Annotated in this window: 19 protein-coding genes; 2 read left to right on the forward strand and 17 right to left on the reverse strand. The window is 49.9% G+C overall.

What is annotated here, in order from left to right; all coding sequences use genetic code 11:
- Positions 1-6 precede the first annotated feature (6 nt).
- Positions 7-387, forward strand: a complete 381-nt coding sequence (gene panD / locus LIZ87_RS06135) for an aspartate 1-decarboxylase (protein ID WP_004847071.1) — start codon at positions 7-9, stop codon at positions 385-387.
- Between the two features lie 491 nt (positions 388-878).
- Here panD and LIZ87_RS06140 read toward each other — a convergent pair whose 3' ends face one another.
- From LIZ87_RS06140 to LIZ87_RS06150, 3 genes are all read right to left on the reverse strand, one after another.
- The gene (locus LIZ87_RS06140; RefSeq protein ID WP_227145814.1) at positions 879-1946 is read right to left on the reverse strand and encodes an FAD:protein FMN transferase; all 1068 of its coding nucleotides are present in this window, start codon (positions 1944-1946) and stop codon (positions 879-881) included.
- A 47-nt stretch (positions 1947-1993) separates the two neighbouring features.
- Positions 1994-6523, reverse strand: coding sequence for a hemoblobin-interacting domain-containing protein (locus LIZ87_RS06145; RefSeq protein WP_227145816.1), 4530 nt, complete (start codon positions 6521-6523; stop codon positions 1994-1996).
- A 282-nt stretch (positions 6524-6805) separates the two neighbouring features.
- Positions 6806-7198, reverse strand: a complete 393-nt coding sequence (locus LIZ87_RS06150) for a hypothetical protein (RefSeq protein WP_178316086.1) — start codon at positions 7196-7198, stop codon at positions 6806-6808.
- A 272-nt stretch (positions 7199-7470) separates the two neighbouring features.
- On the opposite strand from LIZ87_RS06150, the gene LIZ87_RS06155 reads away from it, so the two are divergent.
- Positions 7471-8469: a Gfo/Idh/MocA family protein gene (locus tag LIZ87_RS06155; RefSeq protein WP_178316087.1), complete on the forward strand. Its 999-nt coding sequence runs from the start codon at positions 7471-7473 to the stop codon at positions 8467-8469.
- A 138-nt stretch (positions 8470-8607) separates the two neighbouring features.
- Here the strand turns inward: LIZ87_RS06155 and LIZ87_RS06160 are convergent, their stop codons facing one another.
- The 14 genes from LIZ87_RS06160 to LIZ87_RS06225 all read right to left on the reverse strand — a co-directional run bounded on the left by LIZ87_RS06160 (position 8608) and on the right by LIZ87_RS06225 (position 25580).
- Positions 8608-8982, reverse strand: coding sequence for a DUF956 family protein (locus LIZ87_RS06160; RefSeq protein WP_178316088.1), 375 nt, complete (start codon positions 8980-8982; stop codon positions 8608-8610).
- 15 nt (positions 8983-8997) lie between these two features.
- A complete protein-coding gene (locus tag LIZ87_RS06165) occupies positions 8998-9909 on the reverse strand; it encodes a PTS system mannose/fructose/sorbose family transporter subunit IID (RefSeq protein WP_227145818.1) in 912 nt (303 codons plus the stop codon).
- Positions 9910-9929: 20 nt separating this feature from the next.
- On the reverse strand, positions 9930-10733 hold the full coding sequence (locus LIZ87_RS06170; protein ID WP_178313163.1) for a PTS mannose/fructose/sorbose transporter subunit IIC: 804 nt from the start codon (positions 10731-10733) through the stop codon (positions 9930-9932).
- A gap of 17 nt (positions 10734-10750) precedes the next feature.
- On the reverse strand, positions 10751-11746 hold the full coding sequence (locus tag LIZ87_RS06175) for a PTS sugar transporter subunit IIB (protein WP_178313162.1): 996 nt from the start codon (positions 11744-11746) through the stop codon (positions 10751-10753).
- 466 nt (positions 11747-12212) lie between these two features.
- Entirely contained in the window at positions 12213-13610 is a 1398-nt protein-coding gene (locus LIZ87_RS06180; protein WP_178313408.1) for a glycoside hydrolase family 1 protein, read from the reverse strand.
- 5 nt (positions 13611-13615) lie between these two features.
- A complete protein-coding gene (locus LIZ87_RS06185) occupies positions 13616-14512 on the reverse strand; it encodes an ROK family protein (RefSeq protein ID WP_227145820.1) in 897 nt (298 codons plus the stop codon).
- Complete coding sequence (locus LIZ87_RS06190) at positions 14493-16586, reverse strand: beta-galactosidase (RefSeq protein ID WP_178315862.1); 2094 nt, start codon at positions 16584-16586, stop codon at positions 14493-14495. The genes LIZ87_RS06185 and LIZ87_RS06190 overlap by 20 nt, the downstream gene beginning before the upstream one ends.
- A gap of 89 nt (positions 16587-16675) precedes the next feature.
- On the reverse strand, positions 16676-18280 hold the full coding sequence (locus LIZ87_RS06195) for a response regulator (protein ID WP_178315863.1): 1605 nt from the start codon (positions 18278-18280) through the stop codon (positions 16676-16678).
- On the reverse strand, positions 18277-20010 hold the full coding sequence (locus LIZ87_RS06200; protein ID WP_227145822.1) for a cache domain-containing sensor histidine kinase: 1734 nt from the start codon (positions 20008-20010) through the stop codon (positions 18277-18279). The genes LIZ87_RS06195 and LIZ87_RS06200 overlap by 4 nt, the downstream gene beginning before the upstream one ends.
- A 70-nt stretch (positions 20011-20080) precedes the next feature.
- Complete coding sequence (locus LIZ87_RS06205; RefSeq protein ID WP_178317194.1) at positions 20081-20914, reverse strand: carbohydrate ABC transporter permease; 834 nt, start codon at positions 20912-20914, stop codon at positions 20081-20083.
- Positions 20915-21799: a carbohydrate ABC transporter permease gene (locus tag LIZ87_RS06210; protein ID WP_178317193.1), complete on the reverse strand. Its 885-nt coding sequence runs from the start codon at positions 21797-21799 to the stop codon at positions 20915-20917.
- A gap of 16 nt (positions 21800-21815) precedes the next feature.
- Positions 21816-23129 carry an extracellular solute-binding protein gene (locus LIZ87_RS06215; protein ID WP_227145824.1) on the reverse strand — a complete coding sequence of 438 codons (1314 nt, stop codon included), beginning with the start codon at positions 23127-23129 and terminating at the stop codon, positions 21816-21818.
- A 219-nt stretch (positions 23130-23348) separates the two neighbouring features.
- A complete protein-coding gene (locus tag LIZ87_RS06220) occupies positions 23349-24032 on the reverse strand; it encodes a P-II family nitrogen regulator (RefSeq protein ID WP_227145826.1) in 684 nt (227 codons plus the stop codon).
- Positions 24033-24050: 18 nt separating this feature from the next.
- The gene (locus LIZ87_RS06225; protein ID WP_442912182.1) at positions 24051-25580 is read right to left on the reverse strand and encodes a DUF1538 domain-containing protein; all 1530 of its coding nucleotides are present in this window, start codon (positions 25578-25580) and stop codon (positions 24051-24053) included.
- Positions 25581-25683: the final 103 nt, after the last annotated feature.

A 25683-nucleotide genomic window follows, 5' to 3' on the forward strand; every position in this document is an offset into this window, starting at 1 on the left:
TTAAATATGACATTTGAAATGTTAAAGGGGAAGATACACAGAGCTACAGTAGTTCAAGCAGAACTTGATTATGTAGGAAGCATCACTGTAGACGAAGACTTACTTGACAGTGCTGGAATTTTGGAGTATGAAAAGGTAAGTATCGTAGATATAAATAATGGGAACAGATTTGAGACATACACAATTGCAGGAGAAAGAGGCAGCGGAATGATATGTCTCAATGGAGCTGCTGCAAGATGTGTTCAGACAGGTGATAAGATAATCATAATGTGCTATGCACAGATGACTCCAGAAGAGGTAAAGAAAAATCCACCTAAAGTAGTATTTGTAGATGAGGATAACAAAATATCAAGAGTCGCAAGATACGAAAAACATGGTAAGCTATAAGACATGTAATTTGCAAATAAAAAAGGGAATTTCGGTAATTAAAAAATGTAAAAGGTGAAGAATATGTCATCTGCCCTCGTTGTGAGCAAGAAGTTTATAAAGAAGTAATAATTTATCCATTTTGTAACTTTGGCATAATGGCATGGCTTGAAGGAGAAAATGATGAAAATAGCAAACCAGTGAAAGATAAATCTAAGTAAAATCTCAGCTTAACAATTTAATATCTATATTTACAAAGCAGTTGGTCTTATGATTGACTGCTTTTAAAAAAGACACCGTTTAGGTGTGAGGTCTTTTTAGTGTTATTTATAGTCATATCAAGGCTCGTTTAATTATGGTAAATTCGTGGTAAAATGAGTGCTTTTCTATACTTCAAAATATTTGAAAGTATAGTGTTTATACGGATAATCAAAAATTAGATATAAAATTTATTATAATTTAACGCTACTTACCTTTATTTTATTAGTCAGGGTTTATTAATTGAAAAAATGTCAGTTTCTGCGGATGATCCTTCTGTCTCGCTCAAGGCCTGCATCTGCCGGGATAAAGCTCTCCTCCAGGCCTTCTGTCATACTGATCGTGCCATCCGCCTCCACAAAAACAGCTTCAAAATCACCGTACTGCCTCCAATGCTCTTCTGCCTTCTCCATCCCCATTACAAAGAGAGAGGTGGACAGGGCATCGCACAGCAGGCCGCTTTCGCTGACCACAGTCACGGAGATCAGCCCGTTTTCTGCCGGAGCACCTGTAACGGGATCAATGATATGCCAATAAATGTTTCCGTCCTCATCCTCAAAAAAGCGCTCATAACCGCCGGAAGTGATGACCGCCTTGTCAGAGACAGCAACTCCTCCCAGATAGCCGGAGCCCTGGGGATCCTGTATGGCAATGAGCCAGTCTGTACCATCCGGCCTGCTTCCCAATGTCTGGACATTTCCTCCAAGGTTCAAAAGGGCAGAGGTGATGCCGTTTTCCCGAAGGAGCGCCAGCAGCTCATCCCCCGTGTAGCCCTTTGCCACACTTCCCAGATCGATTTCCATGTCAGGCTCCAGGGATGCATGGCCTGATGTAAGGCGGATTTTCCGGTAATCTACGTTCTCCAGCAGCTGCGCTCTCTCCTCCTTGCCGGGGACATGGTATTCCCCGGTGGTAAAGCCCCAGCTTTTTACCACAGGATAAATGGAGATGTCCAGGGTTCCCTGGGTCCGGCTGCACATTTTCAATGCACTCTCCAGCAGGCGCTCCGTATCCTCTGACAGCTTTGCCTTCCCACGGCTGTTCAGCTCATGGATCTCACTGTTCTCATCTGTGACAGAGAACAGTCCTTCCAGCTGTTTTATGCGCTCTTCCGCCTGTGACATCAGCCTGTCATTTCCCCCGTAAACAGACAAGGACATGACGGTGTCCATTGCAAACACCGTCATGTCACAGCTTTCCTCTGTCTTGCGGGAGCTCTGGCCGGGGCGGTCATAATGGGCCGTCCCGGTTTCCTTTGGCGCTAGCTGCTCCCTGCAGCCGCACAGCAATAGTGCCAGAAATATCCAACACCATCTTTTCATTCCTTCATTTCCTCCCAAATAGAGTAATACTCCCGCAGGATCCCTGGTTACAGGACTTCGGCGGACTCGCCAGACTGATCGTTGGCATCAGAAGGTGCTGCCTCCTCTGTGCTTTCTCCGGAAGCTCCGCCGTCCTCGGAATTGCCGTCCCCGGAGGATCCGTCTTCATCCAAACTGCCATCCTCCTCCGGCTCACCTTCCTCTGGAGTTTCCTCTGGATTCTCGCCCTTGGCAGGCTCAGTCTCCTCTGGATCCTCACCTTCGGCCGGGCCGGACTCTCCTGGCCCTTCGCCCTGTGCCGGGCCGGACTCCCCTGGCTTCTCTTCCTGGACTGAGCCGGATTCCTCTGGCTTTTCTCCCTCAGCCGAATCATTCTCATCCGGAGTTTCTCCTGCATCAGGCTCCTTCTCCTCCGGCTCTTCTGTTTTCTCAGAATCCGCCCCCTCCGGCTGCACAGCCTCCGCGGTGTCCTCCTTGGCTGTAAGATTGGTTTCCGCCTTCACGGCCTCAAGGATGCTGCTCTTTAAGGCTGTGATATTTAAGGCTGCCCTGAGTGCGGAGGACTCTTCTGTCTTGATCAGCTTTCCGTCCTTTACGGTAAAGGCGATATCCTCATAGCCATCTGCAGAGATCACAACCTCGATCTCCTCTTCTCCGGCAAAGCCATCGGTTGTCAGGTCAAGGCAGTCGTATGCATAGGCATCATACATGCTGTCTGCAGCCGAAAGCTTATACTCGCTGACAGAGTTCCAGAAGGAAGAGGTTCTCTTATAATCTATGCTTCCTACACGCACAGAAGTAATCTTGTTCAGATAACCAGTCAGTACATCACCTGATAATCCTCCAAAGGTCACGCGGTAGCACTCCGTATCCAAAAGGGACGACGGGACCTTTTTCTTAAACTCCTCTACTGTTGGAGCTTTATTGCCCTCCTCTGCTTCTTCCTCAACATCGATATCCACCGTATTATCTTCGTAGCCGTCTGCTTCCACTGTAAGTGTGACCATGCTGCCGCTTTCTAAACCGCTGACATCAATGGAAAGCTCACTGCCGCTTACATGATAGGATAACTCTTCATCCGCATCATAATAAATCTTTGAGACCGCTTCCAGATATTCCTCATCATCGCAGGTTAATATCACCTTTTCACCAGCACTGATCGTGGTTTCACCCTTTAACTTTGGTGCCGGTTTTACCTCAATTGTTTCTCCCGTTACCAGCTGTCCATCCTTATCTACTGTGAATATTACATCATCATAGCCATCTGCAAGGATTGTGACTTCTGTGTTCTCATCTGTACTGAAGCCATCCAGCGTCAGATCCAGGCAGTCATACTGTCCTGTTCCGTCCGTTACATTCTGATAATATTGCGGTCCGTCATAGGAATTAAGTCCAAGGAGCGGCCGCCTATAGGATGTGCCGTTGACTTCAACATCTGTGATTGCCTTCAAGTAAGCTTCCAGATCTGCTCTTACAAGTCCTTCAAACGTCACCCGGTAATGTTCCGGTGTGAAGCTCATAAAACCGGCATTATATGTAACCTTCCCGACCTGCGGCGCCTCTTTCTGCTCCTCTGCCGGCTGTCCGTCCTTTACTGCAAACTCTGCTTCCAGCTCATCCTCATAATATTCTGCTGTGATGGAAACCGTATAGCTTCCAGGCCTTACATTGCAAAGCGTGATGCTCTTTTTATCCTCAGAAACCACATAATATACGGCATCGCTTCCCTCTGCGCCTTTTGCTAATACATTGTCTGCCTCCTGATTTTCATCTGTCAGCACCACTGTCTTCAGATTCTTCAGGAAATCACCTTCTGAATTTCCTACAATGAAGGATGCCTCTGCATAACCATTTTCATCTGCTGTAAATGCTTCTTCATTTTCCGGATAATCCGGGAACAGCTTCAATCCGGTCTCCAGCACCTTCTGGTAATCCACTGTGACTGCCTGGCTCTTGTAGCCCGATGCATCGACCACCAGCTTCACCTCTCCGGCAGAGAGTACACTGGCGTCAATTGTCAGCGTACCGGCTGCTGCGTCTACTGTGTATTTATCAGATGCCAGTTCCTTCCAATCGCCGTTCAGATATACAGCTGTTATCTTTTCAAGGTACTCTGTATTTGAGCAGCTCAGAACGACTGCTTCGCCCTCTGCTCCCTGCTTTGGCTGAAGCTCCGGCGCATCCAGGCGTCCGTAATCACTGTTGTACTGGATATCGCCCAAAAGTCCGTCCTCCAGAACTTCCTTCACTGCATAGGGACGGTTTAAGTACTCTTCACCATCTTCTTTGTATGCCTCAAATGTCAGTACGGTATTGTTTACTTTTGCAGCTTCCACCTCATCAATGTAATCTGTCCAGTCATAATATACCGTATCACCGATATCCAGAACAGCATCATAGCTCATACTGTTCCAATAGTCCATCACAGCTATAACGGCGTCATTCTGCTCACCCAGCTCATTTAAGATCATGGCATTTACCAGCAGGTCTGTATCGAACAGAAGGTCTGCTGCTGTGTAGCTGCTGCCTCCGTCTCCGCTGCCTGAGGAGCCTCCTGAGGAGGAAGTGGCACGGCTGACGGCATCAAATGCAACTGCCATTTTGGCTCTGCCTGACCTTCCCGGCGAAGAGTCTCCCCCTGTCACCACAAAGCTCTTGCTCATGTTCTTAAAGCCATTGGAATATACGGTGATAGTGTAGGTACCATTATAGGGAATGTTGTTGCGTCCGTTTTCTGCTTCCACATCATTATACAGAACGAACAGATCTCCGATCAGATACCAGTCATCGATCATGGTCAGTTCCTTTGTGTCTCCTGCCGGATCTGTCAGAGTGACTCGCTCCACAGGCTGGGTGATCCCATAGACCATATTTTCCACTTCAAAATGCAGGTTCTTTCCGGATACGGCGCTCTCTTTCAGCTTCATTGTTGGCGCTGTTTCATTTACCAGGTGGATGGAAACCATAGCAGAGCTGCCTGTGGAGGATCTTACCCGCACATAATACCGTCCGTTGGTAGTAAAATTGCTCTGGCCCACAGGGATCGTCAGTTCTCCCACCTTTCCCTGACCATGGGAAACATTTTTTCTGGCCTTAAATTCCAAAGAGGAATTCATGGTATTGCGGTTCTCATTATATTCCACCAGTTCCAGAGTATGGATGCCGTCAAACCACTCCTTTTCCTCCTCTGTATTGTAATTGAAAAGGATCCTCACCTCTCCCGACACATCAAACGTACCGCTTCCGGCAATCTCCGCTTCCGGTGAATAGCCCGGATGAGCCGCTGACATCTCTCCCAGATTGAAGGTGGTCTTTGCCGGAGACACCCGCACCTCACCCTCATCATCGTAATTCGTCAGATAATAATCCCACACAGGAACAGCGCCATGGGTCAATATCTTTTCCGGAAGGTATCCCGTACCCGCATACACGGCATTGGCATCTGATCCTCCCAGCTTTACGGTCTCTGATTTCGAGCTGTCCGCCATGCTGGCAACGACCAGCGTGCCCGGACGGCCTGTCAGAGGAAGCTTTGCAATGGTGCCATCATCGGTTACCCTTGTTGCCAAAGAGGACACGTCCTGGCCGTCTACCGTGATAACACAATTATCCAGGCTATAGCCCTCCTCAAATACCAGAGGAAGCCATGTGGCTAAGGAATCCACCGGCATGATCTTTGTCATGTTCTCTTTTACGAGGGAATCCGTGGACGTATTTGTGCTGTCGGAGCCTGTGTTTCCTGCACTGCTTCCACCGCCGGAGCTGCTTCCGCTGCCCTCACTGCTTCCGCTTCCCGAACTGTTTCCGCTACCTGTACTGCTTCCGCTACCGGAGCCGCTTCCGCCACCGGAACTGCTTCCACTGCCGGAGCCACTTCCACTGCCTGTACTACTTCCGCTGCTGGAGCCACTTCCACTGCCGGAGCTGCTTCCGCTGCCGGAACTGCTTCCGCTGTCTGTACTGCTCTTGCCTATCCTTGATGCAGCTTCCTCTGTCTCAGTTGCAGAAAGCCCCTGCTTATCATGGCGCACAGTGCCATCCTTATCTACCCACCGGCCCTGCACATCCACAATAAATCCATCCGGCGTTACAGCGCCCTTATACATCTTTCCGTTATCAGCGCCCTCTGCCGGATCAAAATAATAACAGCTTCCCTCGATCCACTGCCATCCGGTCAATCGTGCTCCAAAGCTTCCGTTATGGGCAGTATTCATAAAGTAGCTGCTGCCATTTTTATCCTCCAGCCAGCCGCTGTGAAGGCGTCCCTCAATGGCTCCTTTTCCTCTGTTTACATCTTCCAGAGTTTCAAAATAGTACCATTGGCCATCAACGTCCTTCAACCATCCCGTCTTCATGATTCCTGTTATAGGATCCAAGTAGTACCAGCCAGATTCCTTGTGGATCCATCCTGTGCTTCTGACACCTTCCACATCCACATGTATCCATCCTTTGTCTGTTTCCTGCCATGTACCGCTTATGTAACTTCCCGCAGCCATAGTGGGAATCAAGCCTGTTTGCAAAACAACGCAGCCTGCGGTCAATGCAGACACTACTGTCTTTCTGAATAATTTCTTCAATTGCATTCCTCCTTACCTTCCAGTTAGTGTTTACTAACTCTCTGATACATTCTACCGTATACTGCCAAGTCATTACAAGTACAAAATGCATTGTATAATGACTATTTTTATCAATTGCATATCTTCATGTTGAATCAATCCAGGATAAGACGATCAGAAAGCTGTCCGCAGACTCTCACCAGAAAACAGATAAAGCGCAGAGCCTCTGTTTCAGACTTTGCGCTTTATATATGATATAATGCCCCACTCCGCTTATATGATCACTTATTTTTATAGCGGCAGTTACTCCACCATGGCCTTCAATCTCGTAACCTCCTCCGCCTGCTGATTGATCAGCCGCAAAAGCAGGTCAGAGTTATCTGCTTTTAAAAACAGTGCGTTATATTTTCCATTCAATTCTTTAATGCTGTCCTGATTTTCAAGCGCAATGCGCTCAACCCTCATTAATTCATCAAAGGTATCACTGCCTTGCTTTTTCAGGTCTTTGATATCTGTTTTCATGTTGTGTATGTCAACTGTTATACCCTGCATGTCAGACTTCATACCCTGTATATCAGACTTCATACCCTGTATATCAGACTCCATACCCTGCATATCGGTCTTCATACCCTGCATATCGGTCTTCATACCACACATTTCAGATAAAATCAATTCGAGCTTCTCGCTGTCTGTCATATCCGTATCCCTCCCTAAAACGAGATAGGGCTATTATACCATATGTAAAACGCAAAGTCACTATTCACTTTCCAAGGTAGATGATGTCCAATTTTCTAAGCCGGAAAATCACAGAGGAACCTCTGTTATCGATATAAATGATGTTAGATCAGACTTTCTATCTTTTAACATACTACATTTTCAGCCCTTTGTCAAATACTATTGGACACGCAGGCTGCCATCACCTATAATAGAAAAACAGGCAACTGCCATCAGATGCAAAGGAGGCTGACATGGGAAAACTGTCATTTGCAACTATCGGAACAAATTTTATTGTGGACCGTTTTTTAAATGCCGGAAAGCGCTGTGATGACTTTGGGCTTAGTGTGATCTACTCCAGAACAAAAGAGAAGGCCAGACAGTTTGGGGCGCGCAGCTGCTTTTTAGAATACCGGATATGCGATTCCCTGGAGGACTTGTCAGAGGATAAGGAGGTGGATGCTGTCTACGTGGCAAGCCCCACTGCCCTGCACTGCCGCCAGACTATCGATATGTTAAACAGACGCAAGCATGTCCTATGTGAAAAGCCCGCTGCATCCAATGCCCATGAGTGGGAACAGATGTGCCAGGCCGCCAGACAGTCCGGCTGCATCCTCTTAGAAGCAACGCGCCCGGTTTTTCACCCTGCCTATGAAGTTATCAGGGAAAATCTGGACAAGATCGGCCCCATACGCAAGGTATTCCTCCAATACTGCCAGTATTCCTCCCGCTACGACAATTACAAAAAGGGGATCATAGAAAATGCCTTCCGACCCGAACTGTCCAACGGCAGTCTCATGGATCTGGGGATCTACTGCATTGAGGTGATGGTCGGACTGTTTGGGAAACCATCCAGTGTGTCCAGTAAGGCCCTCCTTCTTCCCGGAAGCATTGACGGCCAAGGCACGATCCTGGCGGAATATCCCGGAATGCAGGCCATCATCTCCTACTCCAAAATTTCAGATTCTGCCATGCCCTGCGAGATCCAGGGCGAGAAGGGGGCCATACTCTGGCAGGATGTGGGCTGTCCGAAAAATGTCACCCTCAAGCTCCGCGGGCAGAATAGGACGGTCATTTACAACGAGTCCCCAATTCCTGATATGGTCTACGAAATACAGGAGTTTCTGCGCCTGGTACGCCAGAACAGAAATGCAGAAGCTTACCATGCGATCACAGCAGAAAGCCTCAGGATCACAGACGAGGTCCGCAGGCAGAACAGCATTATCTTCCCGGCTGACCGGAAGGCTGATTAACAGACCAGCTGCACATACAAAGGAGCCATCCTCCATGGATTTTAAATTACCCATGGAGGATGGCTCCTCTTGTATCATAACCGCATTCCCCCGGCTGGCTTCAAATACTCCCCTTCACTTGCCGATCAGCGTTTTCTGCTATTTCTTTTGCAGCCGTGCCTGCAGCGCTCTTTTCAACACTTGGAAAAAGCCCAGAGAATGTACCATCCGCTCTCTCGGAATGTATTGATTGATCGTCCGCAGCACTTTTTTCGGCTCTCTGGAGGAAAAGGAAAATGTCCCGCTCTGTTTTGTCCGAATCGCATAACGCGGTATATATCTCCCCTTGAACAAGACAGAGGCGATCACATAATCGACCTCACTCCAGGGTATCTGAATATAATCAGTCACTTTACGCCCATTGTAATACTCAAAGGCCTTGTCACCGATCATGATCTCCCCATAGGAATTCAGTCCCTGGAAGGATGTTCCCTTCACCACCAGATCCACCTTTGTATTTAATGACTGAACCATAAGCAGTGCCCTGCTTTAGAGCAGCCCAACCAGATGGCCAACGATACCTACAACAAACAGACCGATAATGATAACGATCGGGGAAACGTTCTTCTTTAACAGCCACATGCAGAACAGAGTAAGCAGCAGCGGCATAAATCCGGGGATCAGAGAATCCAGGTTGTTCTGCAGAGTCGTTACCTTCTCCGGAGACAGGGCCATGCCTGCGGAATACTGCATAAAGGCCTGCTTAATACCCTCGCCGCCTGCCGGAAGGCTTGCCCAGTCAATATAAGCACCCTCACTCAGCTGAACGGTGGAGACAACCGGCGTAAAGTTGATGGATACCCAGCGTTGGATCAGTGAGCCCAGCACAAACATACCCAGAATAGAAGCTCCCTTTGTAACCTTCTGAAGAAGGCCGCCGGAAAGGTCGTCTGTGATCTTGCTTCCTGCACGGTAGCCAAACTCCTGTGTGTACCAGATGAAGGCCCAACGGATCACGTTAAACAGTACAAAGAAGAGGATCGGTCCAAGAATACTTCCGGTCATAGCCAGAGAAGCTCCCAGTGCTCCCAGAATGGGACGTACCGTGTACCAGAACACAGGATCGCCCACACCGGCTAAAGGTCCCATCATACCTACCTTAACACCCTGGATCGCAGCATCGTCAACGGGAGTACCATTGGCCCGCTCCTCCTCCAGAGCCAGCGTAACGCCCATAACAGGAGCAGATACGAAGGGCTGTGTATTATAGAATTCCAGATGGCGCTTTAATGCAGCCGCCTGCTCTTCCTTGGTGGAATATAATTTACGGATCGCCGGAATAATTGCGAAGCACCAGCCGCCGTTCTGCATACGCTCATAGTTCCATGAACCCTGAAGGAAGGTGGAACGCCATGCGACAGCTAAACGGTCCTTTTTCGTCAATGTAATCTTTTCTGCCATTTTCTTTACCTCCTTTAGGATCAATAATCGTTGAGAATCTCATCCAGCGGATCGCCTACATTTCCGCCGCCTCCATTGCCTGTAGAGCCGCCGCCCTCAGACAGCTTCAGATAGATGAGAGCCAGAGAAACAGCAATGGCACCCAGAGCGATCAGAGTCAGGTCAGAGATAGCTGCCACGCAGAAACCGATAACGAAGAAGGGCCAAACCTCCTTTGTTGCCATCATGTTGATAACAAGGGCATAACCAACTGCAACTACCATTCCGCCGCCGATGGCCATACCATCTGTCAGCCATGCTGGCATGGACTCCAGAAATCCCTGTACCGTAGCTGCCGGGATAACTAAAAGAGCTGCTGCCGGGATCGCAATGCGAAGTCCCTGCATCACAATGGCAATGATATGCCACATCTCAACGCCGCGGATGTCTGCATTCACTGCAGCTGCATCCATACGATGAACGCATGCTACAGAAAGGGTACGAACGATCATGGTTAAGAACAGGCCTGCAACAGCCAGAGGGATAGCCACTGCGATGGCAGTGGAAACGCCTGCTACGCCCTGTCCGCCCAGAACCAGAATGATGGCGGAAGCCACGGAAGCTAGAGCAGCGTCCGGTGCGATCGCTGCGCCGATATTTGCCCAGCCAAGAGCGATCATCTGAAGACTGCCGCCCAGCACGATGCCTGCCTCAAGATTACCTGTTACCAGACCGATCAGCGTGCAGGCTACCAGAGGCTGATGAAACTGGAACTCATCGCACACACTCTCGATACCGGCCAGGAATGCAACGAATATTACTAATATCATTGATATAGGTGACATGTTTTTTCCTCCTATCTTTATGCCTTATCCAATTCTGTCTTTGCCTTTGCAATGATGTCGTCCATATTGTCTCTGGAATCGGAAGGAACCTTACGCACATCAAACTTTACTCCCAAGGATTTCAGCTTTTCAAATGTCTTTACATCATCCGGCCCTAAGGACAGAACCTTGCTAACAGCCACTTTGCCCACAGAATGGGCCATGGATCCGATATTCAGTTCCTTAATGTCCACGCCTCCCTCAATGGCTCTGAGAGCGTCCTGAGGAGTCTCAAACAAAAGCAATGCCTTTGTATTTCCAAAACGAGGATCTTTTGCAACCTGGATCATCTTATCAACGGGAATTACGTTCGCCTTTACTCCTGGCGGTGCAGCCTCTGTGATCAGCTTCTTGCGCAGATCATCATGGGCTACTCCATCTGACACAACAATGATCCTGGTGGGCTGAGTGGTCTTTGACCAAGCGGTAGCAACCTGTCCATGAAGAAGACGGGAATCCACACGTGCCAGCACATATTTGATCTTTCCATCGCCTACTACAGTGCCTGGCGGCAATGAGCCCTTTGGCTGCCCATTATCTGCCGGTGCAGCAGCTGGAGTCTCCTTTTTCGGCTCTAAGGTTTCCGGGCAAAGCTTCACTCCGTCTTTTGCGCTGGGAGCGATCATCTTTGCGATTTCCTGGGCACTGTCCATGCCCATACGCAGGGCATATGCCTCGATAAGCATCGGCAGATTGAGACCTGTCACAATCGCCCACTTATCCTCATGTCCAGCCAGCAGGCCATTCGCCTGGTTAAATGGAGTACCTCCCCAAAGGTCAACCAGAAACAGCACTTCATTCGGGTCATCAAAGGATGCGATGGCCTCTTCCATCTGACGCTTCACATCAGCTGGGCCCTGGCTAGGCTGCAGAGTAACAGCTGCAAGATTTGGCTGTTCTCCAAAAACCATAGCGCCGGACTGCTTAATGCCTTCTGCGAATCCGCCATGGCTAGCAAGAATAATTCCTACCATGTATCATTACCCCTTTCTTTTATTATGGTAAATGTTGCATCCCATATTAGCCTGCAATATTTTATCATTTGTTAATTATACTACAAAATAAATATTTTTACATACATTTTTATTATAAATATTATGAAATTTTTTATGAATTAGCCAGAAAAATGTAAGGAATCACTCTTTTCATAAACATATTCTCGCTTTTTGTTTAATTTAGCCTGCAATCAAAAAGGCGGCCGGACAAAGGATTCTCTTCTCCCATGTCCGGCCGCCTTTTCAATTGTTAACTTTTTCAATTTTATATCTTGATCATCTGACAGAGGATGATTATCCAAAAGCAGAGTAAAGGAAGATGACTGCGGCTGTCTCCGCCGGGTGCATGTAGCTTTACTGTCAAAGACGGGATTATACTACAAAATACATATTGCCGGAAAAATGCAAGAAACACTCCACTGGAGGCACCGGCCCGCTCTCCTCTCTATATTTCCTCTTCCGAAAATCCATTTCTGTCTGACAACGCTTTAAACCAGCTCCCTGACTTTTTCATTGTGATCTTACACCCATCGTAAATATCCACCCGCAGCAATCCATAACGATTCTTGTAAGCATTGATCCAGGACCAGCAGTCAAAGGGAGCCCACAGATGGTATCCAAAGCAGTTGGCACCCTCCGCTATTGCTTTGTGGAGGTATTTTAAATGGTCCTTGATGAACTGGATCCTGTAATCATCCTGGATCACTCCGTTTCCATCCATGAACTGCTCCTCATCCTGGATGCCCATTCCATTTTCAGACATATACCAGGGGATATTCCCATAATTTTCCTGGATATTCTTGGCAATATCGTATACTGCCGGCTCATAAATCTCCCAACCTCTGGAGGTGTTCATCTTCTGCCCCGCAAATTCATAGGGCTCATAATATTTTTCCGGCATCAGCGGGCCCTCATAGGGCGTTCTCCTGGCTCTTGCCCTTCTGGGATGATAATAGTTGACTCCCAGATAGTCCACCCTGTTTTCCCGGATAATCTGAAGCTCCTCCTCCGTCACCTCAGGAAGGATCCCCTCGGAATCCAGAAGCTCCACCAGCTCTCTCGGATATTCGCCCAGCACAGACGGATCCAGGAAGGAACGGTTAAAGATCAGATCCAGGGTGTCAGCCGCCTTTTTGTCTGCCGGATCATCGGGATTCTCGCAGTAGGTGGGAGTCAGGTTGATGATAACGCCGATCTTCCCCTTACAGCCGCTCTTTTTAAACTCTGCAACTGCCAGGCTGCTGGCCAGCTGGACAGTAAAGCCCACCAGAGCCGCCCTCCTTGCATCGCACACTGCGGGATAATGGCGCTGGTACAGATATCCGGTCTCCGGTATGATTACCGGCTCGTTAAAGGTGGTCCAGTAGGTCACCCGGTCTCCGAACCGCTCAAAACACACGGAGGCAAACCGGGCAAAGGCCTTTGCCGTATCCCTGTTCTCAAAACCGCCCTTCTCTACCCAGTACACCGGCAGGTCAAAATGGTGAAGGCACATCATGGGCTCAATTCCATTTTTGATCATCTCGTCAATGATCTTATTATAAAAGGCTACGCCTTCTTCATTTACATGGCCTTCGCAGTCCAGGATAATACGGCTCCACTGGATGGAAGTACGGTAGGACTTGATCCCGGCCTCCTTCATTTTCTTTATGTATTCCTTGTACTTGTGGTAAAAATCAGAGGTCACAGCAGGGCCCACCTGGCGGAAAAACCGCTCCGGCTCCCGCTCAAACCAGTAGTCCCACTCAGAGGGAACTCTTCCTCCCTCGTTCCATCCCCCTTCTGACTGCGGGCCGGAGCTGGCCCCTCCCCACAAAAATCCCTCACGAAATTGATAATCCATATCTCTCACCTGTTATCCTTTCTTTCTTCGTTCAAAAAATGATAGAGTGCGCCGTAAAGGTTCGCCTTATTTCCATGGGCACATGCACGGATCTGCGGGCGCAGATAGCCTGGTCGTTGTCCCTCAAGGAGCCTGTCGATCCGTTCCTGTATCCCCGCTATGAGCTCCCTGTTGGAGCTGATCCCGCCGCCTATGGCAATAAATTCCGGGTCAAAGGAAAAATTGATGTTGATACATCCCACTGCCATCCAGTGATAAAATTCATCCAGAAGCTTCTTTGCCTGTCCATCCCCGCTCTCTGCCCGTTCAAAAAGCTCCCTGCCATGGAGCGCTTCTCCTGTCAGACGATTGTACTTTCTTGCCTGCTTTTCCAGGGTATGATCGCTCCAGGTCAACAGAACGCCGTCTTCCATCCCTCCCATAGGATAGTTTCCGAACTCTGCGCGGTTCCCCGTGATCCCCTTTCTAAGCTTACCGCCCTCGATCGCCGCGCCGCCGATTCCTGTACCACAGATCACAAAGATCACTTCCTTGTGTCCGGCAGCCACGCCCTTCCACAACTCCCCCAGGCTTGCGCAGTTGGCGTCATTTTCCATGGAAACAGGAAGGCCTCCGTACCGGCTGCTTATCATCTGCTTTAGGGGGATTCCATGGATATAGGGGATGGCGCTGATCCCGCCGATATCTCCCTGTTCGCTGTGCACCTCCCCTGGAAAGCTGAAGGCCAGGCCCCTGAGCCCTCCCTTTTTCCGGACAGACTCCACGATCTCATCCAGGCTCTGAAGAAAGAGCTCCAGGCTGGAAGGCGTTGCAATGGAGCCCCATCCGGAAAGCTCTCCCTCCCTGTCAGCCAGGGCATACTTCACAGAGGTTCCTCCGCAGTCAAATACCAGACAGCTCATCCGGCTTTCCCTCCTCATCCCAGCTGTAAACATAGGCCGTATCTGCCGGTAAGGACAGGACTGTCTCATTTCCTGCTGTCACCCGCTCCCCCGTCATCCTGTTTTCAAGCTCTGTCCCTTCCTTTAGTCCAAAAAGCACACACTCATCCGGCTCAGAGGAAAAATTGATCACAAGGGCAGCCGTTTTCTTCCCGGAGGAAATGTAGCTTACGTGGACCTGATCTCTCTTTCTCGCCCAGAGAACCTGGGGCTTTTTCTCCAGCAGCTCCCTCATCAGAAATTCCCCTGCCTCCGCACAGCGGTTTTCCTTAAACTCCAGGCCGATAAAAGAATTAAAATAGATCGTCTTTCCCTTGCCCACGGGATGGACAACCACGGCCACACAGTCCTTTTTCTCTCCTGCCATCCTTGCGGCTATGGAAGCCTCCTCCTCCGTCTCCAGTATCTGGTCCATAAAGGGGCAGGGGAGCTCCTTCCCGCCAAGGAGGAAGCTTCCTTCGGACTCCACATCCTTTTCCCTCACACCAAAGAGCTCTGACAGAATAGTTCCCGGGATTCCTTCCGCCGGTACCTCCCCGTATTCATTCACAGCTCCCAGCCTTGCATCTGCAATGAGGATGCCCCCATTCTCCACATAACTTCTTAAATTCTCCGCCATTTCCCTGCTGACGCTCAAAATGGACGGCAGGATCAGGACATCGGCCTCCTCTCCCTCCAGATGCTCTAAATCTGCAAACTCTGCAGGCAGGCCGTAGTTCCAGAACATGCGGTACCAGCCCTCCACGTCCTTGCTCCAGAAGCTCCCGTTCCACTTTAAGAAGCAGTCAAAAAACAGTCTGGAGGAATAGGATACAGCAATCTTTACCACCGGCCTTCTCACGGTAAAATCAGAGAACAGATCCTTCTGTCCCTGAATCCAGCAGGCCAGCTCCCTTACCCTGCCTGCCCGCTCATTTGGCGTGCCGTCCATCTGCGTCAGTCCCCGCCCCGCAGACTGGTAGCCGTGGAGGAAGGGCCTCCAGCGCCACAGCTGCATCCCGCAGGAGCCTGTGAACATGCACATTAAGATCCAGTTGTAGAGCTCCTGAGGTGAAACCTCTGATCCCGGCGTCAGGATAGACTGTGTATGGGTCTGGAGCTCGTTGACAATGTAGGGCTTTCCTGCCTTCCTGGCCGCTGCGGCAGGAACAGAATAGTACATTGCCATCGTCCAGGGGGTATAGCGGTAATTGCGTCCCCAGCTCTTTGGATAGAAGGTGGAACCGTAGATATCAGGTATCCTGGCTGTGGCAAATTCATCGTTGTTGCGCAGCGTCACATCCCCGGAAAAGATCTGGGCGCTGGTACCGTCAATGATAATGGGATGGGACTGATCGTATTTTTTCGCCGTCTCGTACAGGAAGCGGCAGATCTCCGTCAGGTTCTCACTCCGGAATTTCTCATATTCCAGGTCGGGAAGTATGCTGCTCCAGATGCTGTAGGCAGAGCGGCGCTTTTTCGGAAGGATCTGGGAAAAGCTCTCGTACCTTCTGTACCATTTCCTGTTCAGCTTCTCAATAGAGCCGTACCTTTCCTCCAGCCATCTCTGGTATTTCCTGACAGTATAGGCATCGTCGCTTCTGAAATGTGCCTCATTGAACACATCAAAGCCAAATACCGCCGGATGGTCCTTTAAGCTGGTGATCGCCTTTTTGAAAAACAGATCCATATATTCCCGGACAACGGGATGGTTCAGATTGGCCCAGAAGCAGTTCTCATTCACATGCTCCCCACGCTCATCCTGTATCATCATCTCCTCTGTCAGGGCGGAATCCGGCATAAATTCCTGGGCCTGGTTCTGCCCGAACAGCTGCAGGATCGCCTTCATCCCCAGGGCCTGGCATTCATCCAGTACCATCCTTGTCTGGTCAAATTTCCACTCGTGAGAGCTTTCTGCCAGCCAGGGATTCCCCACAGGCCACAGTGTCACCAGGTTGCAGCCGTGATTCCTCATAAGCGACAGATCTCTTCTTATCTCCTCCTCCGTATAATCCTGTTCAATAATATAAACCGCACCAAATAAATAATCCTTCATCACGTCACCTCGGCTTTTTTTCGTACCTCCATTATAATAAGCCTTCGGTGAGATCAAAATCCCACGATCCTACACTACTATCCGATATTCTACACATTTAGGTCCCTGTAGGAGGTGGGAGTATAGCCTGTGATCTTTTTAAAGATAAAAGCAAAATATTTGTAGTCCTTAAAGCCGGACTCCTCTGCAATGGTGTAGATCTTTGTCTCCGGCTCCTGCTCCATCCTCTTTTTCGCCTTCTCGATCCGGTAGTGATTCATCCAGTCCGTAAAGCTCTGCCCCGTCTCCTCCTTGAATATCTTGCTGAAGTAGTTGGGCGTCACATAGACGGCCTGGGCCACGTCCGCCACCAGTATATTGTCCCGGTAATGCTCCTTCATGTATTCGATGCCGTTTGCCACAATGCTCTTATACTTATTGCCGCGGCAGTCGTTAATGCCGTCAATGCATTTATCATAGATCCCCTTGATCCAAAGCTCCATTTCCTCGGCCGTCTCATACCGGTTCATCTCCCTCTCATAGTGAAGATCGGCCCCCAATATCTCCCCGGCGGACAAGGACAGACGCTCCAGCTCCCTCACTGCAATCAGGATCAGATACATGCACAGCCGTTCCACCTGCTGCCTTTTCACATGCTGATCCCTGACATATTTTTCAAACGCCTCCTCGATCAGGTCATAGCACCTGCTGCGGTTTAAGAGGGCCAGAGCCTCCTGAATGCTCTTCTCCTCGTCTGCCGTTAAAAACAGGGGGCTTTCCATCCTCTGCTCCTGGTCCTCCTGGTGGATGATGATCTGGCTGCTGCCCTCCTTTATCTTGCTCTCAATGGCCTCCACTGCCTGCTTGTAGGAGCCTGCAAGGCCCTGCAGCTCGCTCACCTTCTGTCCGATCCCCAGGCTGACAGAGAGCCCGTAAAATTTTCTCATATTAAATTGGATTTCGCGGCAGCTGCGCACGATCTCCTTAATAGACGCTTTCGTGTTCAGAAGGAACAGGATCTGGGATTCCTGGTCCTCACAGGCCCTGGCTGTTCCCACCTTTCCCAGGAGTTCTTCCCCGATATTGGATAATGCATATTTTAGCAGGCCGGTTTCCTTCTCCCCATTTGCCTTCATTTGATAATAATAATCAATGCCTGCGATGATAATAACAAACTCCGGCCCCTCTGTGGGCAGGTTCAGCGGAACTGCCTTCCCGCAAAATTCCTCCAGGCCCACCTGCCCCTCAAAGAGCTGCTTAAGCAGCCGCTTCCTCATGAGAGGCTGGCTCTCCTTTAGTATCACATTTTCCCTGGACCTGCTCTGCCTGTGGGTATTTTCCCTGACGATCTCCTGCTTCAGCCGTTCCATAAGCTCGATCAGCTCTCCCGTGTTCACCGGCTTTAAGAGATAATCCTCCGCTCCAATGCGGATCGCATGTCTGGAATACTCAAAATCACTGTAGCCTGTGAGGAATACGATCCTCACCTTTGGCAGCTTCTTGCGCAGCTCGCTTGAAAATGTGATCCCGTCCATAATAGGCATCTTAATATCTGTGATCACAATGTCCGGCTTTTCCAAAAGCGCCCTGGAAAGCCCGTCCCTTCCGTTGGCAGCCTCCGCCACCACCTGAATATCCAACGCCTTCCAGTCAACCACCGTTACGATCCCTTTTCTGATAACCGGCTCATCATCTACGATCATTAATTTTATCATTTTTGCTCCCCCATCTGCCGAAAGGGCTGGATGGCCTGTACCCGAAGGCCTCCTCCCTCAGCGTTATAAAAGAAAATTCCGTACTCTTCTCCAAAACACAGCCTGATTCTGTCATTTACATTGGAAATCCCCATTCCCCGAAGGCCCTCTGGATGGCTTTGCAGCAACTCTCGAAGCTCCTCGATGTCGGCCCCCATTCCGTCGTCCTCCACTGTCATCACCAGCTTGTCCTCCTGCCGCCGGATATCGATGGAAAGCTTCCCCGGCCTCCCCGTAGGCTCCAGGCCATGGAGGATGGCATTTTCCACCAGAGGCTGCAGGATAAAGCGCACAGTCTGGCACTTAAGCGTCTCCTCCTGTGCCTGCACCTCAAACTGGATGAAATCCGTATGCCTGCACTCCTGGATCATGATGTAGCTGTTTATGTACTCCAGCTCCTGCTCCACAGAAATGACCTTCCTGGTATCCCTGGCTGACATGCGGAACAGCTTTGAAAGCGCCTCTATGAGATTGCATGTCTCCTGTGCATCCTCCATACGGCTCATCCAGCAGATGGTATCCAGGGTATTGTAGAGAAAATGAGGATTGATATAGGCCTGCATAGCCTGGAGCTGAGCATCCTTCTCCTTGATCTGGGCCAGATAGACCTGGTTCACCAGCTCGTCCAGGCGGACAGACATCCTGTTAAAGGCCTTGGAAAGCACCGCGATCTCATTGTAGCCCGACTCAGGCAGCATCGCCTTAAAGTGATTCTTTTCAATCTCCTTCATGGATGTCTCCAGGGTATTTAAAGGCCGAAGCACGCTTCTGGAGAGGAAATAGGCTCCCAGGCTGCAGATAGCCACTGCCAGGATCACCGCCGACAGTATGATCTGGGCCACCACCCATTTCTCCTCATTCATCTGGGTGAGGGGCACTGTCTGTATCAGCTGCCAGCCCGGATAGGAAATGCGGGCGCAGGAGGCCATATACCTGCTGCCGCTGTAGTGAAACACCCTGCTCCCCTTTTTCTGATAGCAGAAATCCTCTCCCAGATATTCCGCCGGATCACGTCCCAGGGCTTCCTCATTGGTGGAAATGATGATCTCATTTCCCTCCACAATGTAATACTCTGTGCCTGTATCTGTCTCTTCTTCCTTTAGGAGCCGCAGTATCTGATCCTTCTTGATATACAGCGCCTCAAAGCCGATCTCCGTATCCAGATAGTTGATATCCCGGATACATCTGGCATATCCGTATAAGCGTTCCCGCCCGCTCCCTGCATCTGTGATGAACAGGGGCTTTCCCCCTTTTTCCTGCAGCGCAAGCTTCTGCTCCTCTGTGAGCCGTTTTGCCACCGATGTGGAGCCGTAGCGGTATCCGTCCATCCTTACAAATTCCACCCCGTACAGATATTCCTCATAAGCAATGTAATTCCCAATATACCGGTCAAGAGCCTCCCAGGCCTCCTCCCGCTCCTCCTTCGGCGCAAGAAGAAAATCCCTCACTTGGCCGTTCTGATAAAATGACAGGGAATTGTTCTGGATGCTGCGGAAAATGGCTTCAATATTGGACGATACCTGCATCACATTGTTCTGGCTCAAGGTGCTGACCTTCTCTGTGATGATCTGGCTGTACTGCCGGTAGGCGATGACGCCCATGGCCCCTGTAGGCAGGATGATGAACAGTACAATCAGCACGAACAGCGTCCTCTGCAGGCTTCCCCTGATAAACCGGATCATTTTCCCCATACGTCTCCTCCTTCTTTCGTAACGCACTTAAGACAAGCCCCTGACAAGGCTTGCCTTAAACATTTTCTTTTTATCCCTTTACTGCTCCGGCTGTCATTCCCTTCATGATCTGGTTATAGAAGAGAAGGTACATGATGATGACTGGTAAGGTGGACACCACCAGCGCCGCCAGCATCAGCGGGTAATTCACTGTATAGCTTCCGACGAAATTCGTCAGGCCAATGGGCATGGTCTTTAGGGCATTGCTCCTTATGAGCACCAGGGCCAGCGGAAACTCATTCCATGTGTTTAAAAATGTCAGGATCGCACAGGTGGAAAGCACCGGCTTGCACATGGGCATAACAATGGTGAACATGGTGTTTAAAAAGGAACTTCCATCAATACACGCCGCCTCCTCGATCTCAATGGGAATCCCGTACATGCAGCTCTCCACCAGGAAGACTCCCACCGGAAGGGCAAAGGCGATGTAGGGAAGGATCAGCGTATAGCGCTTGTTCAGCAGCCCCATGGCCTTAAACTCCACAAAGATGGGAATCAGCAGCGCGTAGATGGGGATCAGCATGCCGGACAGAAACATGGCGTAGATCAGTCTTTTTCCCTTAAATTCAAACCGTGAAATGCAGTAGCCTGTGACAAAGGATATCACGATCACGATAGCTACGGTGATCACAGTGTTGAACATGCTGTTGCTGAAATAGCTTCCGATATTTCCCTCTGCAATGGCCTTGCTGTAATTCTCAAAAAATGGCTTCCTCGGCAGGCTCAAAATGTCCAGCGAAAATTCCCGGTCCGTTTTCAGAGAGGAGTACAGCATCCATATAATAGGGAAAATACAGGTGATGGAAAATATCCACACAAACAGGTTTGCAAAAAGTCCCTGAACCGTTCTCACAAGCTTGTTCATCTATTCCTCTCCTTTCTTGCGCCCTGCCAGCCTGCTGATGAATATGAGGGCAAGGCTGAGCATCAGTATCCCAATGGCCGCCGTACTTCCATAGCCATAGCGCATGCGGTTCATGGAAATGTTATAGGCATACAGGGCCACTACCTCGGAGCTGGTGCCAGGCCCGCCGCCTGTCATAACAAATATCTGGTCAAAAGTCTTCATATTGCCTGAGATGCACAGCATGATCGTTACCATCAGGGTGCTCTTAATCAGCGGTATCACAATATACCAGGATTTTTTCCAGCCAGTGGCGCCGTCCAGCTCCGCCACCTCCAGGACACTCTGGTCAATGCCCTGGATGGCAGCCAGCAGGATGATCAGATAATATCCGATATACTGCCAGATCTTTGGTATGGCGAGGGAGGGGATCACGATGTCCGGGTCATCCAGCCAGAGCTGGATCAGATTTTCCAGTCCCAGAGCCCTGAGAAAGGTGTTGACGATCCCATACTCTGAATTATACATGATTCTCCACAAAAATCCTACTACCACCGCAGACAATACCACTGGAAAGAAAATGACTGTACGGTGCAGGTTCTTTAATTTCAGTATCCTGGACTGGAGCAGCATGGCGATGATAAAGGCTATGCCGATCTGTCCGATCACTGTCCACAGGATAAAGGTCAGGTTGTTTAAAAATGCACTCCAGAAGGCCTTATCCCTAAAGAGCTCCACATAATTGGAAAGCCCGATAAATGTCCTTGCAGGGCCTCCGTTCCAGTCAAAAAAGCTGTTGTAGACCGCGACGAACAGAGGCGCAATGCAGCACACCACAAAGATAAGGAGCCCCGGTGTCAGAAGACCGTATATGACAACATTTTTCGGCCTAAGCGCTTTGCTCATAATCCCTCACTCACTTTCAATTATTCTCATACTCTGACTGGATGCGCTCTGCCAGCTCCTCCGGGGTAACGCGTCCGATCAAAAGCTCCTGAAGTCCGCCCTGCATTACATCGATAACGCCGGAGCTCAACTGGTGGTCATATACTGGAATGAATGGACGGTCCTTTGCAAAAGCGTCGAACTTAGCTGCGATAGGCTTATCGATGGTTACTTCGGTTCCCGGCTTCACAGCGGATAAGGTTCCCTCTTCAATGGCCGCAGTACCGTACTCAGGTCCTGTCATCGCCCTTAAAAGCTCTGCAACCACTGGCAGCTTTTCCTCACTGATGTTTGCATTGACTGCGATGGCCCAGCCTGCTCCTCCTGTGATGGCCGCCGGATTGCCCTTGCCGCCGTCTACCATGGGAAGAGCTGCGATCTCAGTCACATCACGCACTTCCTCCGGGCAGTTCTCGTCGAAATTGGCAATGGCCCAGCTTCCGTCAATGGTGATGGCTGCTTTTCCGTTCATGTACATCTGTCTCTGCTGCGCTCCGTCTATGCTGTTCACATCCTCGTTGAACGCTCCCAGAGCGGCCAGGTCACTCAATGCCCTTAAGGAATCCACAAACTCCGGATCAGTGAAGCTGGAGCCGCTGCGGTCCCTGATGCCCTGGTACCACTCGTCGCCTGTGCAGCGGTTTCCCAGCGTACTCATGATAACGGACTCTGCATTCCAGCGCTCCTTATTTCCCAGCACGATCGGTATCACATCAATAGCCTTCAGCTTTTCCACCGCATCCTCAAGCTCTGTCCATGTCTCAGGGAAGGACTCGATGCCGGCTCTGGAAAAGATCTCTGTGTTATAGAACACGCAGGTATTTGTCACCTGGAAGGGAACTGCGTAGATGCTGCCTCCCACCTCAAAGTTAGAGAATACGCCGTCCTTAAAATTCTCCTTCCACTGGGTATCTGCATTCAGCATCTCATCTAAGGAATGCATCTTGCCGTTTTCCACAAAGGTCTCCGCCATCTGTCCCTTGATCATAAAGACATCCGGCAGCTCGTCTCCTGCGGCCAGCGTCTGTACCTTTGTAGCCAGGTCGCTGTTGGATACAGATTCCTGATCCAGGGTCACGTTGGGGTGCTCCTCTAAGAAGCGGTCGATCTGAGGCTTCATAGCCTTTGTAACGCCCTCGCCTGGAATAAAGAAATCCAGCATAGAGACCTCCACCTTCTCCTCCTTCTGCGTCTCCTTCGCTCCGCACCCTGTTATAGCTCCCGTCAGCGTCCCTGCGCATATAGCTCCGACACACATTTTCCATAGTTTTGCTCTTAATGTTCTTCTCATACAGAATCTCCCTCTCCTTTTATGATTGTTTTTTGTTTTCTCAACTGCTTTAAGCAGATTATACCAACAGATCCTCGGAGAGATAAGGACACAAAACTATAATAACATCCGAAATTCAACACGCCTTTTCAAGATCTGGCAGTACACTGTCAAAGGCGGCCGGACAAGGTACTTTCTTTTCCCATGTTCGGCCGCCTTTTTATTTTATCCTAATATTGTTCAGTCCATCTCCTCGATCAGCCTCATCCCCGCCGTCTCCGTAACCGGCAGTGAAAACACAATGGATTTTGCCTTTGTCTCCAGACCGGCTTTGTCCATGATGGCTTTCATGATGGCATTTTTGCCCTCCTGCCTTGTCACCATGAAGATCATCTCTTTTTCTGTGGCAAGGGAAACGCCCAGGAACTTTTCGGCTTTCTCTGCGCCGGTTCCTTTTGCGTGGATCACGGTGCCGCCGGGAGCGTGAGCTTTTCTGGCAGCGTCCATGATCATTTCCGTGTATCCCTGGTTTGCTATAACAACAAGGAGTTCATATTTTGTATGCTTCAATGTACTTTCCTCTCCTTTTACAAATTCGCGCCCTTCGATCAGAAACTGCAGCTGCTTTTTTCCGCCAACGCTGCTTAAGGGGACAATAAAGGCAATGCCGCTGCCCGGGATATCGATCTTAATCTGCTGCTCCAGGCCTTTCTTGATCTTTTTCCACTCTGTGGCTGTCACAAAGGCAAAGAGAATGGATTTCTCCGCCACCTCCAGGCCAAAGGAATCCAGCACCTCCGATACGGCTGTTCCCTGCCCGTATGTCAGGAGCGTTACCGTAACGCCATATTCTTTATAAAACATCAGAAACCGTCTGGCCTGGTTCCGGTCGCTGATGGTCACCATCATATGTAATTCGCTCATAGATACTTCACCTCCTGCTTACAGCTCGATAATCGCATCATCCTCCAGCATATCCAGTGACAGGACGGGGACCTCGCCGCCCAGAGCCTTTTTCTTTCTGGCACCTGTGAATTTGGATATCAGTCCCATTATCTGTATCGTAATAAGAGGCGTCATCGCCACCATGGCCACCACGCCGAAGGCATCTGTGACAATATTCCCTCCAAGAGCAGCGCAGGCGCCCTGAGCTAAAGGGAGCAGAAAAGCAGCTGTCATGGGACCGGAGGCCACACCGCCGGAGTCAAAGGCAATGGCAGTGTAGAGCTTCGGAACAAAGAGAGAAATGCCTAAGGCAACTGCATAACCAGGCACTAAAAACCATAAAATGGAAATCCCGGTGATCACCCTGACCATAGCCAGGCCCAGTGAAACAGCCACGCCGATGGAAAGGCCCATTCCCATAGCCTTTGCAGAGATCGCACCGTCTGTGATCTCTTCAACCTGCTTATTCAGAACATACACCGCAGGCTCCGCCTTTACGATAAAATATCCGATCAGCATGGCTATGGGGATCAGGATCTCCGGATGACTCCTTCCTGCCAGCACCTGTCCCAGATAGTTTCCCGCAGGCATAAAGCCCACATTGGCCCCAGTTAAGAACAGCACCAAGCCCACATAAGTATAGCCAAGGCCGATCAGGATCTTTATCATCTTCCTTTTAGAAAGCTTTAACATCAATACCTGGAAGATCATAAAAAACAGGAAGACCGGAAGCAGGGAAATGGCGATCTCCTCCATATAGGTTGGCAGCCCTGACATAAAAAGCCCCCAAAGCTGTCTGGAATTATCCACCTCCGGAATAGCAGGAGGGGTATATGTGCCATCCTGGGGATTGTAGACCATTCCCAGGATCATGACTGCCAGGATCGGACCGATGGAACAGAGGGCCACAAGGCCGAAGCTGTCATCTGCGGCATGGCGGTCGCTTCGGATCGCAGAAACGCCCACGCCCAAGGCCATGATAAAGGGAACCGTCATAGGACCCGTAGTCACACCGCCGGAATCAAAAGCAATGCTCAAAAAATCCTTGGGCACAAAGACTGCCAGGAGAAATACAAGCGCATAAAACACGAGCAGCAGCGGAGGAAGGGGAATTGCAAACAGCATGCGCAAAAGAGCCAGGGTCAAAAAACCACCCACTCCGCATGCCACAGACATGATAAGGACCATGTTCGGCACTGCCGGAACCTGGCCTGCCAGCACCTGCAGATCCGGCTCAGAAATCGTGACAAGAAAGCCCAGCAGGAATGACAGAAGGATGATCAGAGCCAGATTCCGGCTCTTTGTCAGGCAGCTTCCCACCCGCTCTCCCATGGGAGTCATGGCAATCTCTGCTCCCAGCGTAAAAAACATCATTCCAACCAGAATGAGCACTGCTCCTATGAGGAAGCACAACAAAATACTGGGAGAAATCGGCGACACCGTAAAGCACAGCACCAGCACGATACAGATGATCGGAAGCACTGCCTGCACGGCCTCCTGCCATTTCTCCTTTAATTTCTTTCGGATACCCAAATCTTCACCAACATCCTTTCAAATAATTAAAGTATTATTATATTATTCAAAAGGAAAGAAAGCAATTAAGATAGGGTTAAAATATTCTCAAAACCCC

Origin of the sequence: Lacrimispora sp. 210928-DFI.3.58, from assembly GCF_020554865.1 — a bacterium.
GTDB lineage: Bacteria > Bacillota > Clostridia > Lachnospirales > Lachnospiraceae > Enterocloster.